This window comes from Haloarcula pellucida (assembly GCF_014647235.1).
In the GTDB taxonomy this organism is placed as follows: domain Archaea; phylum Halobacteriota; class Halobacteria; order Halobacteriales; family Haloarculaceae; genus Haloarcula; species Haloarcula pellucida.
On record NZ_BMOU01000005.1, the window covers coordinates 38,289 to 50,643 of the forward strand.

At 66.0% G+C, this 12,355-nt stretch carries 14 protein-coding genes; 5 read left to right on the top strand and 9 right to left on the bottom strand.

What is annotated here, in order from left to right; genetic code table 11:
• Positions 1-41 precede the first annotated feature (41 nt).
• A complete protein-coding gene (locus IEY28_RS14720) occupies positions 42-1,025 on the top strand; it encodes a calcium/sodium antiporter (protein ID WP_188999317.1) in 984 nt (327 codons plus the stop codon).
• Between the two features lie 6 nt (positions 1,026-1,031).
• Here the strand turns inward: IEY28_RS14720 and IEY28_RS14725 are convergent, their stop codons facing one another.
• Positions 1,032-2,030, bottom strand: coding sequence for an NOG1 family protein (locus tag IEY28_RS14725; protein ID WP_188999322.1), 999 nt, complete (start codon positions 2,028-2,030; stop codon positions 1,032-1,034).
• Between the two features lie 126 nt (positions 2,031-2,156).
• On the opposite strand from IEY28_RS14725, the gene IEY28_RS14730 reads away from it, so the two are divergent.
• Positions 2,157-2,474 carry an ASCH domain-containing protein gene (locus IEY28_RS14730; protein WP_166968153.1) on the top strand — a complete coding sequence of 106 codons (318 nt, stop codon included), beginning with the start codon at positions 2,157-2,159 and terminating at the stop codon, positions 2,472-2,474.
• A gap of 65 nt (positions 2,475-2,539) precedes the next feature.
• Here the strand turns inward: IEY28_RS14730 and IEY28_RS14735 are convergent, their stop codons facing one another.
• The 4 genes from IEY28_RS14735 to pdxT form a co-directional block, all read right to left on the bottom strand.
• Positions 2,540-3,256 carry a hypothetical protein gene (locus IEY28_RS14735; RefSeq protein WP_189000405.1) on the bottom strand — a complete coding sequence of 239 codons (717 nt, stop codon included), beginning with the start codon at positions 3,254-3,256 and terminating at the stop codon, positions 2,540-2,542.
• Positions 3,257-3,379: 123 nt separating this feature from the next.
• A complete protein-coding gene (locus IEY28_RS14740; protein WP_188999326.1) occupies positions 3,380-5,302 on the bottom strand; it encodes an ATP-binding protein in 1,923 nt (640 codons plus the stop codon).
• Positions 5,303-5,433: 131 nt separating this feature from the next.
• A complete protein-coding gene (gene hisE, locus IEY28_RS14745) occupies positions 5,434-5,727 on the bottom strand; it encodes a phosphoribosyl-ATP diphosphatase (RefSeq protein WP_188999330.1) in 294 nt (97 codons plus the stop codon).
• A gap of 42 nt (positions 5,728-5,769) precedes the next feature.
• Positions 5,770-6,363, bottom strand: a complete 594-nt coding sequence (gene pdxT / locus IEY28_RS14750) for a pyridoxal 5'-phosphate synthase glutaminase subunit PdxT (protein ID WP_188999335.1) — start codon at positions 6,361-6,363, stop codon at positions 5,770-5,772.
• Positions 6,364-6,491: 128 nt separating this feature from the next.
• Between pdxT and IEY28_RS14755 the strand changes: the two genes are divergently transcribed.
• On the top strand, positions 6,492-7,526 hold the full coding sequence (locus IEY28_RS14755; protein ID WP_188999339.1) for a PrsW family intramembrane metalloprotease: 1,035 nt from the start codon (positions 6,492-6,494) through the stop codon (positions 7,524-7,526).
• Here the strand turns inward: IEY28_RS14755 and IEY28_RS14760 are convergent.
• Positions 7,523-8,101, bottom strand: a complete 579-nt coding sequence (locus IEY28_RS14760) for a riboflavin synthase (RefSeq protein WP_188999342.1) — start codon at positions 8,099-8,101, stop codon at positions 7,523-7,525. The two genes, IEY28_RS14755 and IEY28_RS14760, sit on opposite strands and share 4 nt — an antisense overlap.
• Positions 8,102-8,255: 154 nt before the next feature.
• Between IEY28_RS14760 and IEY28_RS14765 the strand changes: the two genes are divergently transcribed.
• The gene (locus IEY28_RS14765; protein ID WP_189000450.1) at positions 8,256-8,399 is read left to right on the top strand and encodes a hypothetical protein; all 144 of its coding nucleotides are present in this window, start codon (positions 8,256-8,258) and stop codon (positions 8,397-8,399) included.
• Here the strand turns inward: IEY28_RS14765 and IEY28_RS14770 are convergent.
• Both IEY28_RS14770 and gap read right to left on the bottom strand, forming a co-directional pair.
• Positions 8,396-9,598 (bottom strand): phosphoglycerate kinase, encoded by a 1,203-nt coding sequence (locus IEY28_RS14770; RefSeq protein WP_188999345.1) that lies wholly within the window; start codon positions 9,596-9,598, stop codon positions 8,396-8,398. The genes IEY28_RS14765 and IEY28_RS14770 overlap by 4 nt on opposite strands.
• Before the next feature lie 161 nt (positions 9,599-9,759).
• On the bottom strand, positions 9,760-10,767 hold the full coding sequence (gene gap / locus IEY28_RS14775; protein WP_188999350.1) for a type I glyceraldehyde-3-phosphate dehydrogenase: 1,008 nt from the start codon (positions 10,765-10,767) through the stop codon (positions 9,760-9,762).
• 197 nt (positions 10,768-10,964) lie between these two features.
• Here gap and IEY28_RS14780 point away from each other — a divergent pair, with 197 nt between their 5' ends.
• Positions 10,965-11,351, top strand: a complete 387-nt coding sequence (locus IEY28_RS14780; RefSeq protein ID WP_188999354.1) for an Hsp20/alpha crystallin family protein — start codon at positions 10,965-10,967, stop codon at positions 11,349-11,351.
• Positions 11,352-11,414: 63 nt separating this feature from the next.
• Here the strand turns inward: IEY28_RS14780 and IEY28_RS14785 are convergent, their stop codons facing one another.
• Positions 11,415-12,278: an ATP-grasp domain-containing protein gene (locus IEY28_RS14785; protein ID WP_188999357.1), complete on the bottom strand. Its 864-nt coding sequence runs from the start codon at positions 12,276-12,278 to the stop codon at positions 11,415-11,417.
• Positions 12,279-12,355 lie beyond the last annotated feature (77 nt).

Consider the following 12,355-nt stretch of genomic DNA (forward strand, 5'->3'; position numbering starts at 1 on the left):
CGAACTTTCATTTCCCCGCCGCCGGTGATACCACCCACAGTATGGTCAGCGGAGGCCCCCTCGTTCAAGTCGGCGTCGTCGTCCTGTCTGTCCTCGGATTGTGGGTCGGGGCCCGGTTCCTCGTCGACGCCGTCGTGCGACTCGCCCGACGGTTCGGCCTCTCTGACCTCACGATTGGACTGACTATCGTGGCGATGGGAACGTCGACGCCGGAGTTGGCCGTCTCCGTCGACGCCGCGTTGAAGGGCTTGGGCGACATCGCCATCGCGAACGTCCTCGGGTCGAACGTCTACAACCTCGCGTTCATCCTCGGCGTCGTCTCGCTGATTCGAGTGCTCCCGATCACCGAGGCGCTGGTCCACCGAGACGGACTGGCGCTGCTCGCGAGCACGCTCCTCGCCGGCCTCGTCCTACTCGACGGGACGGTGACGCGGACGGAAGGGGCCATCTTGGTCGGGGTGTTCGTCGCCTACACCGCGTACCTGCTCCGCGCGGAACAGTCCACGACCGAGACGGCTCCGGAGTCGCCACCGGAAGGCGCTGTGACGCGAGCAGTCACCGAACGAGTGGCCTTTCGTGGCCGGGACGCTCTGCTGTTGGTCGGTGGCCTGGCGCTCGTCCTCGTGAGCGGGGACTTCATGGTGCTCGCGGCGTCGGCACTGGCCCGAGGCGCAGGCATCTCAGAGTGGGTCGTCGGCGGGACCATCGTCGCCGCCGGCACGTCGACGCCGGAGTTCGCCGTCTCGCTCGTGGCGATTCGCCGCGGGAGCCTCGGCGTCTCCGTCGGCAACGTCGTCGGGAGCAACGTCTACAACGTCACGGGAATCGTGGGCGTCGCGGCGCTCGTCCGGCCGCTCACGGTGGCCGGGGCGGCGATGGAGACGGTACTGTGGCTGGCGGGTATCTCGCTCCTGATGGTCGCGGCGCTGTGGACCGGCCGAGTGTTGTCGCGCGTCGAAGGGGCGCTGTTCGCGGCCTCGGAGATGGTCCGGTGGGCGCTCGGACTGCTCGGCGTCCTCGGCTGAGGTGCCCTACTCGTCGTCGAACGGCAACTCTATCTCGTAGCCGACGGCGTCGATGGCCGCCTGCAACACGGCGTCGACGTTGTCGTTCTCGGTGACGCTCATGTAGTGGTCGGCCTCGACGTCGGTCGAGCGGTCGCTCTTGTTGGCGATGGTCAGCACCGGCGCGTCGAAGCGGGACTCGATGTCGTCTCGCAGTTCGAGTTGCTGGTCGAGGGGGTAGCCACACTCCTCGCTCGGGTCGACGAGGACGAGGACGGCGTCGGCGACGTGTTCCAACGCACTCACCGCTTGTGACTCGATTTCGTTGCGCTCCTCCGGCGGTCGGTCGAGCAGACCCGGCGTGTCGACGAGTTGGTAGCGGATGCGGCCGTCCTCGAAGTGACCGACGCGAATCTGGGTCGTCGTGAAGGGGTAGGAGGCAATCTTGTTGTCGGCCCGAGTGACGCGGTTGACGAACGAGGACTTCCCGACGTTCGGGTAGCCGGCGACGACGACGGTCGGTTCGTCCGGACGGATGTCCGGGATGCCTTTCAACGCGTCACGGGCCTTCGAGACGGCCGCGAGGTCGTCTTCGACCTCCTCGACGACGTCGGCCATGCGGGCGAACGCCTGCTTGCGGAGTTTCCGGGCGGTGTCCTTGTCCCCGCGGACGAGACGGCCCTCGTACTCTTGGCGAATCTCCTTGGCCTTCCGGCCAGCCCACGACACCTCGGAGAGGTGCTGTTTCAGGGCGTCGATGCCCGGGTCGTCGTCGGCGGGGTAGGCGTCGCCGACGATGGCGTCGGCCAGTTCCACGTAGAAAGGGTCCAAATCGTCGATAGTCGGCCACGACTGGGCGACGTTCTGGAGGTTGTCCGAGACGATGTTCGAGGCCGTCATCAGCATCGACTGCTGGGCCTCGATACCGTCCTTGCTGCCGCCGGCCCGCGTCGCACGCGAGAAGGCCTTATCGATGACCTCCTCGCCGGTCGGCGTCGTCGGTAGATTCTCGAAAGGATTGCTCATTACGGCGTCGTAGACGGTCGGCGCGTAAAAGCGCGTCCAATCGGTGACAGCCGTGTGAGACGTATGCGTGGGCGGACCCAAACAACTGCGACCCACGCTTTTCACCGTCGGCCTCGTACCGCCGCTATGGCACACATCGACGCCGGCGAGATTCTGCCCAACGAGCACGTCCAGCAGATGGCCGCCGCGGGCGAGGTGACACAGATGCACCGCGGCCACCAGTACGCCGAGGAGGGCGACACCTTCGACATCGACGGCCGGCGGTTCGAGGTGACGGACGTGACCCACCGGACGCTGGGCGACCTGTCCGACGAGGACGCACAACGCGAGGGGTCCGAAGACCTAGCGGCGTACCGCGAACGACTGAACCGGGTCCACGACGAGTTCGAGTGGGACGACGACAGCGAGGTCGTCCGGCACCGGTTCGAAGTCGTAAGCGAGTAGCGAACGACTTCGAGCCCTCGCAGACGAAGTCTGGTTCTGGTTCGACCCGGTCGAGGAGTCGCAATTCAGAACCCGCCGTACCGGAGGTACACCATGTCCGCGATGAGCAGGAGTTGGACGAGTCCCTGCACGCCGCCGAGCATGGCGTTCTGCTGCCCGATAGCCGAGATGACGCTGGCGTCGGGCGCAGGTGAGGTCATCTCCTTGTAGATGCGGATTTCCCCCGGCATCAGGAAGCCAAAGCCCTGCACCGATAGAACCGTGACGAGAGCGAGGGCGACGACGATAGCCGGTTCGGTCATCTGGAACTGGCCGATGGTCGTCGCGACCCACGCAAGCGACCCGAGGGTGGCGACGGCGAAGGGGAGTTGCCACCGCCAGTCCGACCACGCGTTCAGCCGCCACCCCAGCAGGAGGAACACCGGAATCAGGTTCGCCGCCGTGAACAGCGCGAGCCACGGGCCCGGGTTCGTGAAGAGGTCCAGTCGGAGCGCTAGAGCGAGGCCCGACGCGATGGTGAGAAACGCCATCGACGGCAGGAAAAAGGACGTCTTCGGCGTCAGCTTCTCGAAGACGGCTGCGCTCTGTTCCTCGCCGAGACTCCCGATGACGGGGCCGAGGATGGCGCCGATAAAGATGTCCGTCCCCGTCCAGAGGACCCCCGCCATGACGTGGACGTAGGTGTGGTGCTGGATCGACGCCCCCGTCGTCGCGTAGGCCAGTGCCGCGACTGCGACGACGACCACGCCGGCGGCGAACGCCGGATTTGCCCGTTCCCCCATCCCCGCGACCGTCCCGCGAACTGTCGACGTACTCATACGGCATGTCGGTGCTTTGGGGACGGGATAAATGTCACGCACGTTTCGGGCGTCGAAACGGCCGCTCGGTAGCCGAGGCCGACCGCCTCACGTCTCGGGAGTGTCCACGCCGGTTATCTCGAATCTGGCCCCACCGTCGGTACTCTCGGTGACCCGCACGTCCCAGCCGTGGGCCTCGGCTATCTGTCTGACGATGGCTAGCCCGAACCCGGTGCCGTCGGTCCGCGTCGAGTAGCCGCTCTCGAACACTTTCTCTCGGTCGGTCTCGGGGATGCCGGGGCCGTCGTCGGCGACGTAGAACCCGCCGGGACAGTCGCCGACGGTGACGGTCACACCCTCGCTACCGTCTCCGACGGCGTCGTCGGACTGGACCGGACTAGACGCAGCGCTGTGCTCTACGGCGTTCCGGACGAGGTTCTCCAGTAGCTGTTTGAGCCGCGTCACGTCGGTCAGAATCCGCGTGTCCGTCTCCACCACCAGCGTCGCCGCGCCCGTCTCCACGGTCGCCCAGCACGCCTCGACGACGGCGCCGACGTCGACCGGTTCGAGGTCGGACACCGCCTCGCCCGTTTTCGCGATCAGCAGCAGGTCTTCGATGAGCGCCTCCATCCGGTGAAACATCCGGTCGATAGCGTTGATGTGTTCGCTCTCACACTCCTCACGGACCAATTCGAGGCGCCCGGACGCGACGTTCAGCGGGTTCCGAAGGTCGTGGCACACCGCGCTGGCGAATCGCTCCAGACGGGCGTTCTGGGCCGCCAATTCCCGTTCGTGCTCGCGCAACTCGTTGTCGCGGACCACCGCGTCGAGCGCCGCTTCCATGTTGGCGGCGAGCACCTGTCCGAGCGCCACGTCCTGTTCGTCGAACGCGTCGGCGACGGGGGACGCGGCGATGAGAATGCCGTGCTCACCCAGTGGCAGGTATAGTTCGCTCCGAATCGGCGTGTCGGGGTTGTGAACGTCGGGGTCGTCCCGAACGTCCGAGAGCGCCGCCACCTCGTCGCTCTCGTAGACGCGCCACGCGATGCTGTCGCTCCCGGTGAACGAGGGGAGGTCGCCGACGAGGTCGCACAGTGCGTCGGTCGCGACGACCGGTTCGAGGTGGCCGTCGTCGTCGACCAGATGGACCGAGTTCGCGTCGAGACCGAGTATCTCGGAGGCCGCCGTGACGCCGATGCCGGCCACCGCTTCCCGCTGTTTACAGCCCATGAGGTTCCGCGTCGCCTCGTGGAGGGCTTCGAGACGGCGTTCGCGGGTGTCCGCTTCGGTCGCGTGCTGGAAGATACCGACGACGGCCGCCGCCCCGTCCCACGTGACGGTACAGGCGGTCACCGTCGCGAGGACCGTCGACCCGTCGCCACGCCGGACCGTCGTCTCGACGGTGTGGGCCGTCTGTCCGGTCGCTTGCGCCACCTCGAACACTCCGCTCCCGCCAGCGAGGATGTCGTCGACCGACCGTCCGACGAGGGCGTCACGCCCCCTGACCTCGAAGAAGTCACCTGCGGCGGGGTTGGCGTACACGACCCTCCCGTCGACGGCGGCGAGAATCGCGTCGGGCGCGACGTCTAAGATCGTCTCGGCACTGGCCCTGTCCTCGGCGGCCGTCCGCATCGCTCGGTGTCGTTCGACGATGGTATGCACGCGTCGTGCGAGCAACCGATACTGACCGTCGTCGCCGTCCCGCGGTATGTACTCGGAGACGCCGGCGGCGATGGCGTCGCTCGCAAGCGACCAGTCGCCCTGTGCGGTAAAGAGGACGAACGGGAACTCCGGGTTCTCGGCTCGAACCGCTTGCAGGAAGGCGAGGCCGTCGATGTCGGCCATGGCGGCCTCGCTAACGATACAGTCGAACGCCGCGTGGTCGAACGCGTTCAGTGCGTCCGCCGCTCCCGTCGCCGTCGTGACCGCGACGTCGCCGTCGACGCGTTCCAGCCCCGCGGCGAGGGCGTCGAGCGCCTCCGTGTCGTCGTCGACACAGAGTAGTTCGACGGGGGAGCCGGCGGCGTCCATACGTCGTGTCGATGGGAGATCATGTTAAATAGTTTACCCCACGCAGTCTCGGCGAGGGACTTCGCTACCGCTCACGGGTCACTCCGTTCCTCGTTCGCGCTTCGAGACCTCTCGCTTCGTTCGGGCGCTCGCTATCTCCGCTCTGCCAGTTCAGCCCGCAAGTCATCGACGTCCATGTCCTTCATCGCCAGCAAGACGAGCAGGTGGTAGACGATGTCGGCCGACTCGTGGGCCAACTCCTCGTGGTCGTCGTCTTTCGCGGCCAGAATCAGTTCGGTCGTCTCCTCGCCGAGTTTCTCTAACACGGCGTTTTCGCCTTTCTCGTGGGTGAACAGCGAAGCGGTGTAAGAGCCCTCCGGGAGGGTCTCCTTGCGGTTCTCGATGACCGCAAACAGGTCGTCGATGACGTCGTCGGCGTCGTCCATACGCCGAGAATCGGCTGGGTGTGCCTTCAGGCCGTCGAACCCCTACGACTCCACGCTGTCGAAGAACGCGAGGTCGTGGATGCGGGGGTCCTCGGTCAGTTCGGGGTGGAAGGAGGTCCCGACGACGGGGCCGTCACGCACCGCGACGGGGTGGCCGTCCCACGAGGCCAGCACCTCCGCGCCGTCGCCGACGTAGTCGATGACCGGCGCGCGGATGAACACGGCCGGGAACGGGTCGTCGAGACCCGCGACGTCGAGTGGTGCCTCGAAGCTATCCTTCTGCCGGCCGAAGGCGTTTCGCTCGACGGTGACGTCCAGCACGTTCAGCGTGTCCACCCGGTCGTCGTGGGCGTCGGTGGCAGCGACGATAAGTCCTGCACACGTCGCCAGTACCGGTTTGCCGGCCTCGACGTGGGCCGTGATTTCGCTGTCGATGCCCTCGCGCTGGACGAGTCGGGAGATGGTCGTCGACTCGCCACCCGGCAACAGGAGGACATCACAGTCGGGGATCAGCCCCGCTTCGCGTATCTCGACGACCTCCGCCGTCTCGCCGTGGGCCGCCGCGGCACGCTCGATGGCGTCAGCGTGCTCGGAAACGTCGCCTTGAACGGCGAGGACGCCTGCCCGTAGAGTCATAGCAGACGATAAGCCGGGCACCGTCAAAACACTCTCGTCTCGATGGAGACCTGTCACGGCCAGCGGTCGGGGTCCGACGCCCTACCGCGAGCCAAACCGTTACGTGGCGCGCTGCCGACCGTTCGTGCATGGGAAAGCGACGGCGAGACCCGGTCGCGTCGAACGCCGACCGGTCGACGGACCTCTACGAGATAGCCGACTGGGAGGTCCGCTCACGGTTGGACCGGTTCGCACACTGGCTCTATCACACCGGTCTGTGGGCGCTCCGAGGGCTCGTCATCCTCGCCGCCGTCGGGATTCTGGTGTTACAGGTCGCCTTCGGCAGTCTGGGCGCGCTGGGCGTCCAGCCACTGTTCGCCGGACTCGCCGCGCTCTCGGCCGTGCCGGCGCTGTTGCTCGCGGCCTACATCTGGTACGCCGACGTGACCACCGCCGAACCGCTGACGCTGCTGGTCGGAACGTTCCTGCTCGGCGTGTTGTTTGCCGGGTTCGCTGGGTTGCTGAACGTCGTCCTCGGCGGCCCAGTACAGGCCATCGGCTCCGGGTTCGGCCTGTTTCAGCCGGCCGGGACGTTCTTCTTTTTCTTCCTCGTCGTCGGCCCCGTCGAGGAGAGCGTGAAACTGCTCGCCGTTCGGCTGTACGCCTACCGCGACGACCGGTTCGACGCGGTCATCGACGGTGCGGTGTACGGCGCGGCGGCGGGACTGGGCTTCGCCACTATCGAGAACGCGTTGTACATCGTCCAGAACACCGACGTCGTCACCGGGACGCTGGCGGCGTTCGACGCGGGGAGCGACATCGCGGCGGTGCGGGCGCTGGCCGGCCCCGGCCACGTCATCTACTCCGCGTTCGCGGGCTACTACCTCGGACTGGCGAAGTTCAACCCGGAGGACGCCGGCCCCATCGTTCTGAAGGGGTTACTCATCGCGACGGTCATCCACGCCACCTACAACTCCCTCTCGGGCGTGGCGACCGGCGTCCTCTCGCTGGTGTTCGGCGTCGACCAGTTGGTCGCTTTCTTCGCGTTCGTGCTGGTGTACGACGGCGTCTTCGGCCTGCTCCTCCTGCGGAAACTGGACGCCTATCGGCAGGCCTACCAGACGGCCAACGCGGCGCCGGGCGAAACGACGGACGACCCCGAACGGACCGACTTCGAGCCCTAACAGAGCTGTTCGACGTACTTCGCGACGACGTCGACTTCCAGATGTACGGGGTCGCCGACCGACTTCTCGGAGAGGGTCGTCTCCGCGTACGTCGTCGGGATGATGGCCACGTCGAAGGACTCCGCGCGCCGGTCGGCGACGGTCAGGCTGATGCCGTCGACCGTGATAGAGCCTTTCTCGACGAGGTAGTCTCGCTGGCTCTCCGGAAGCGAGAAGGTGAACGTCCAGTCATCCCCCTCCCGTTCGATGCCGACGATCTCGGCGGTGGCGTCGACGTGACCCTGCACGATGTGGCCGTCGAACCGGCCGTCGGCCGGCATCGCCCGTTCGAGGTTGACCGCGTCACCACCCGATAGGTCGTCGAAGTAGGTCCGAGCCAGCGTCTCGCGGGCGAGGAACACCTCGAACCACTCGCCGTCGGAAACGTTCTCGACAGTGAGGCACGTGCCGCTGACGCTTATCGACTGGCCGTGGTCGAGGCCCTCGAAGGGTGCGCCGATGCGAACCCGCCGCCCCCCTTCGTCGTCTACGACTGCCTGTACCGCACCCGTCGTCTCGACGATACCGGTGAACATACCGAACCGTGGGGCGCTGCCATCGAAAACACTTCGGCTCGGCGGCCCCCGAGGGGCGTCTTCGGCGACCGTCGCCACGACTTACTCGGGATCGAGTTGTATTTTTACACCATTAATCACAAGGAATTTACTACAGAGGGTCGTATCGGTTCGTATGCCTGCGATGGCTCCCCGAAAGCGCGACGACGGCGACTGGACGGCCAGACACGCGCGAACGCGCCCCCGAGAGAAGCGGCCAGTGGCGGTCTACGACCCCAAAGACGGCTGGAAGCGGCGACACGCCGAGACGGACCGCTAGCGCTTGAGCACTTCGACGCCCACCAGTTCTGCACCGGTCAGCGCGCGGATGTAGGCCCCGCCCGCGATAGAGACGTGACCGAACTCGTCCTCTGACATCCCGTACATCTCGATGGCCCGAGAGGTGTCGCCGCCGCCGACGACGGAGAAGCAGTCGGTGTCCGCGATGGCTTCGAGGACGCCGGCGGTGCCGACAGAGAAGCGCTCGTCCTCGAACATCCCGAGCGCACCCTTCACGAAGACGGCCTCGGAGTCGCGGATGACGGGCGAATACTCCATGACCGTCTCGCTGCCCACGTCGAGGTAGGAGACGGTCTTCTCGTCGATGTCGTCGACCGATTGCTCGGCGCGGGACCCGTCGTCCTCGTATGCCAGATCGACCGCGAGGGAAATCTGGTCGCGGTGCGCGTCGAGCATCGACTCTATCTTCTCGCTGTTTTTCTCCCACTGGTGGTCGTAGAGGTCGGCGTCGTCGATGTCGTAGCCGACGGGGTAGCCCGCCGCGCGCAGGAACAGTTCGCCGGCGATACCGCCAAGCAGGAAGTCGTCGACTTTCTCGTCTAAGTGGGTCATCACGTCGATGACGTCGGTGGCCTTGGTGCCGCCGACGACCATCGTGACGTTGCCCTCGAACTCCTTCTCGGCGATGGCGGTGTTGGCCTCGTACTCGGTCTCCATGACGCGACCCGCGTAGGCGTCCATCACCAACGGGAATCCGACGAGCGAAGCGTGCGAGCGGTGTGCCGCCGAGTAGGCGTCGTTGACGTAGGCGTCGAACTCGCCTTTCAGCGTCTGGACGAACTCCGTCTGGGCCTTGACCTCGGGGTCCTCCTCGGGGAGTTCCTCGTCGCACATCCGGGTGTTCTCCAGTACGAGGACGTCGCCGGCCTCCAGCCCCGCTATCTCGTGGATGGCGTCGGGCCCGAACGTGTCGGCGACGAACTCGACGTCGCTGTCGATGTGGTCCGCGAGGATGTCGGCGTGCTGTTCGAGCGAGACGAAGTCGTCCCGGCCGGGGCGGCCCTGATGGGCCATCACCGCGACTTCGAAGTCGCGGTCGACGAGTTCGCGAATCGTCTCGGCGTGGCGGTCGAACCGGCGGTTGTCCTGTACGTCGCCGTCCTCTACGGGCGAGTTGAGGTCGAGTCGGACGAGGACGCGCTGGCCGTCCTCGATGTCGTCGAGCGTCTGGAAAGTCATCACGCGAGACAACGCCGGCCCCGTGTATAGGCGTTTCCGAGTCGAGCGGTCGGCGTCGGCGCTCCGGGCGTCCAGCGGGGTCGAGACGGCCACGAACAGGCGGCGAGACCAGTCGGTCGAGGGACGACGGCGAAAGAAACACCGCGGGCGGAGACCGACGCTTACTGCTCGGTGATGTACTGAGCGACGTCCAGCATCCGGTTCGAGAAGCCGTACTCGTTGTCGTACCACGTCAGAATCTTCGTCATCCCGCTGACGACGTTCGTCGACTGGAGGTCGACCTGCGTGGAGTAGGGGTCGCCGAGGATGTCAGAGGAGACGACGTCCTCGCTCGTGACGCCCAGCACGCCTTCGAGTTCGCCGGCGGCGGCCTCCTCGAAGGCGGCGTTGACGTCGGCTTCGGTGACGTCGTCGTCGAGGTCGACGACGAACTCCGTGATGGAGCCGTTCGGGACCGGGACGCGGATTGCCATCCCGTCGAGTTTGCCTTCGAGTTCGGGCAGGACCTCGGTGGCGGCCTGTGCGGCGCCGGTCGAGGTGGGGATGATGTTCTCGGCGGCGGCGCGGCGACGGCGGGGCTTGCTGTTGGGGCCGTCCATCAGGTTCTGCGAGCCGGTGTAGGCGTGGACGGTCGTCAACTGACCGGCGTTGATGCCGAACTCCTCGTCGAGCACCTTCGCGACGGGGGTGATGGAGTTGGTCGTACAGGAGGCGTTCGAGACGATGTCCTCGCCGTCGTACTCGTCCTCGTTGACGCCGTAGACGATCTGTTTGACCGGTTCGTCACCCTTCGGCGGCGCGGAGATGACGACCTTATCGGCACCCGCTTCGAGGTGCTGGCTGGCGTCCTCTTTGGTGCGGAAGATGCCGGTCGCCTCGAAGGCGACGTCGACGTCTAAGTCGTCCCACGGGAGTTCTGTCGGGTCCGTCTCGTGGAAGACGCCCGCCTCGAAGTCGGTGCCGTCGACGGTCAGCACGCCGTCCTCGACGCCGGCACCCTCGAGGTTGCCCATGACGGTGTCGTACTGGGCGAAGTAGTCGATCTCCTCGTCGTCCATCACGTCGTTGACACCCACGATTTCGACGTCGTCGTTCTCCAGCGAAGCGCGGAACACGTTGCGGCCGATGCGGCCGAAGCCGTTGAGGCCAACACGAACTGGGTCGCTCATACCGCCTAGTAAACCTGCGCTACGGAGTAAAGTGTTTTCGGAGTTGTTTTCGCGGGTGATTGTTTATGAGCATTCCGTACCGAATCTACGACCTGCCGGACACGCCGTCTCGCCTCGGCTCGAACCGACGGCAGTGGAAGCAAAGAGTGAGCCCGTCAGAAGGCTTTTCAGACAGTGCGACGTACCGCCTCGTACTGATGAGACGGGACGACAACGACGACCCTTTCGACGAGTTCTTCCGCGAAATCGAGCGCATGATGGACGAGATGATGGGTTCCGAAGGGGACGTACATATCGACCGCGACGGCCCGAACGGCGGCGGTGACCTCCACGTCGACGTCCACGAGACCGACGACGAGATCCGCGTCGTCGCCGACATCCCCGGCGTCGAGAAGGAGGCTATCGACCTGAAGTGTGACGGCAGCGTCCTCACCATCGACGCCGACAGCCACCAGCGAGAGTACCACGAGCGACTCACCCTCCCCAGCGAGGTCGACGAACACTCCGCGTCGGCCACCTACAACAACGGCATCCTCGAAGTCACCTTCGACCGCGAGGAAGACTCCGCCGACATCGAACTGTAAGGTCGTCCCGTCTCCGTTCTCTCCGCTCTCACGTCGTGTTCGTTCGTGACCGGACAGCGGCGGCTACGCGTCTGCGGTCTCGCGAATCAGTCCCGCTAAATCGTCCCAAAAGCCGTCCTCGTACTTCGTCGCGCTGTCGATAGTCGGACGGGCGTTCGTCTCGTTGACCACCGCGCGGTCCTCGGTCACCAGCAAGTCGACGCCGAGATACTGGACGTCGAGTACCGCGGCCGTCCGCTCTGCGAGAGTGCGTAACTCCTCTGGCAGCTCGACGCCCTCGGCGTCGGCACCGCGGTGGACGTTGTGCTTCCAGCGCCCGCGCTCGCGGGCCGCGGTCGGGAGGCGGCGCTCGACCGCCCCCACGCACTCCCCGTCGACGACCATCGCCCGGTAGTCCCGCGCGTCGGGGAGATACTCCTGTACCAGAAACGACCGGTCGCCAGTCGCACGGTAGTCGTGGACCAGATCGAGGTAGTCCGCGACGCCCAGAAACGAGTCGAGGTCGTGGGCCGTCGTCACGCCGACGCCGCGGGTCGTCGAGTTCGGTTTCACGACGACGGGCGACTGCACCTGCTCGAAGGCCGCAACGAGGGCAGCCTCATCGGCCGGGTTCGACACCATCACCGTCTCGGGCACCGGGACGTCGGCGCGGCCGAGTCGGGCCAGTACGTCGGCTTTGTTACGCGACCGCAGAATCGTCTCGCGGTCGTTGACCCACGGGACGTCGAGCATCGCGTCGGCGACGGCCCCTTCCATGATTCGTGGAGGGTAGACGAACCCCACGTCGTACTCCTCGAACGGGTCCGCAGTCAGCGGTACCGCTCGTTCGCTCGTATCGACGTGGCCGATGGCGATCCCCCGGGCGGCGAGCGGGTCCACCATCCGCTCGAACGTCTCGGACCGCGTAGTGACGGCGAGGTCCAACATCGTCGTCGCTTAGGGGTATCGCTACAAAGATGTGTGTGCTGTCGGGTCGGGCGTGGGGTGGAAGTCCCTACAAAAAC

What these genes read in the sequence shown, in the direction of transcription:
- IEY28_RS14720 (WP_188999317.1), top strand. Translation starts at nt 42, where the DNA reads ATGGTCAGCGGAGGCCCCCTCGTTCAAGTCGGCGTCGTCGTCCTGTCT.
- IEY28_RS14755 (WP_188999339.1), top strand. Translation starts at nt 6,492, where the DNA reads ATGGGAAAGCGACGGCGAGACCCGGTCGCGTCGAACGCCGACCGGTCG.
- IEY28_RS14725 (WP_188999322.1), bottom strand. Translation starts at nt 2,030, where the DNA reads ATGAGCAATCCTTTCGAGAATCTACCGACGACGCCGACCGGCGAGGAG.
- IEY28_RS14765 (WP_189000450.1), top strand. Translation starts at nt 8,256, where the DNA reads ATGCCTGCGATGGCTCCCCGAAAGCGCGACGACGGCGACTGGACGGCC.
- hisE (WP_188999330.1), bottom strand. Translation starts at nt 5,727, where the DNA reads ATGGACGACGCCGACGACGTCATCGACGACCTGTTTGCGGTCATCGAG.
- pdxT (WP_188999335.1), bottom strand. Translation starts at nt 6,363, where the DNA reads ATGACTCTACGGGCAGGCGTCCTCGCCGTTCAAGGCGACGTTTCCGAG.
- gap (WP_188999350.1), bottom strand. Translation starts at nt 10,767, where the DNA reads ATGAGCGACCCAGTTCGTGTTGGCCTCAACGGCTTCGGCCGCATCGGC.
- IEY28_RS14730 (WP_166968153.1), top strand. Translation starts at nt 2,157, where the DNA reads ATGGCACACATCGACGCCGGCGAGATTCTGCCCAACGAGCACGTCCAG.
- IEY28_RS14785 (WP_188999357.1), bottom strand. Translation starts at nt 12,278, where the DNA reads ATGTTGGACCTCGCCGTCACTACGCGGTCCGAGACGTTCGAGCGGATG.
- IEY28_RS14760 (WP_188999342.1), bottom strand. Translation starts at nt 8,101, where the DNA reads ATGTTCACCGGTATCGTCGAGACGACGGGTGCGGTACAGGCAGTCGTA.
- IEY28_RS14770 (WP_188999345.1), bottom strand. Translation starts at nt 9,598, where the DNA reads ATGACTTTCCAGACGCTCGACGACATCGAGGACGGCCAGCGCGTCCTC.
- IEY28_RS14780 (WP_188999354.1), top strand. Translation starts at nt 10,965, where the DNA reads ATGAGACGGGACGACAACGACGACCCTTTCGACGAGTTCTTCCGCGAA.
- IEY28_RS14740 (WP_188999326.1), bottom strand. Translation starts at nt 5,302, where the DNA reads ATGGACGCCGCCGGCTCCCCCGTCGAACTACTCTGTGTCGACGACGAC.
- IEY28_RS14735 (WP_189000405.1), bottom strand. Translation starts at nt 3,256, where the DNA reads ATGGGGGAACGGGCAAATCCGGCGTTCGCCGCCGGCGTGGTCGTCGTC.